This window comes from Natrialba asiatica DSM 12278, from assembly GCF_000337555.1.
In the GTDB taxonomy this organism is placed as follows: Archaea; Halobacteriota; Halobacteria; order Halobacteriales; family Natrialbaceae; genus Natrialba; species Natrialba asiatica.
In genome coordinates, this window is the sequence record NZ_AOIO01000024.1 from 1 (window position 1) to 383 (window position 383).

At 55.6% G+C, this 383-nt stretch carries 1 rRNA gene; it reads left to right on the top strand.

The window, feature by feature from the left end:
• Positions 1-383, top strand: a 23S ribosomal RNA gene (locus C481_RS21225); the annotation flags it as partial.

Here is a 383-nt window from a genome sequence, read left to right on the forward strand (position 1 = left end):
ATAGCGAACAAGTAGTGTGAACGAACGCTGAAAAGCACCCCACGAAGGGAGGTGCAATAGGGCGTGAAATCAGTTGGCGATCGAACGACGGGGCTCAAAAGGTCCTGTACACAATGAACTGGGTGTGAACCCGTAGTAAGCCGTACAGGAAGCCGGAGTTCCGTCGTGCGTTTTGAAAAACGAACCAGGGAGTGTGCCTGTTTGACGAGTCTAACCCGATTATCGGGGAAGGCGTAGGGAAACCGATATGGCCGCAGTCTTTCGACGAGGGCCACCGTGTTCAAGCGCGGGGAGTCAAACGGGCACGACCCGAAACCGGACGATCTAGACATGGACAAGGTGAAGCGTGCCGAAAGGCACGTGGAGGCCTGTTAGCGTTGGTG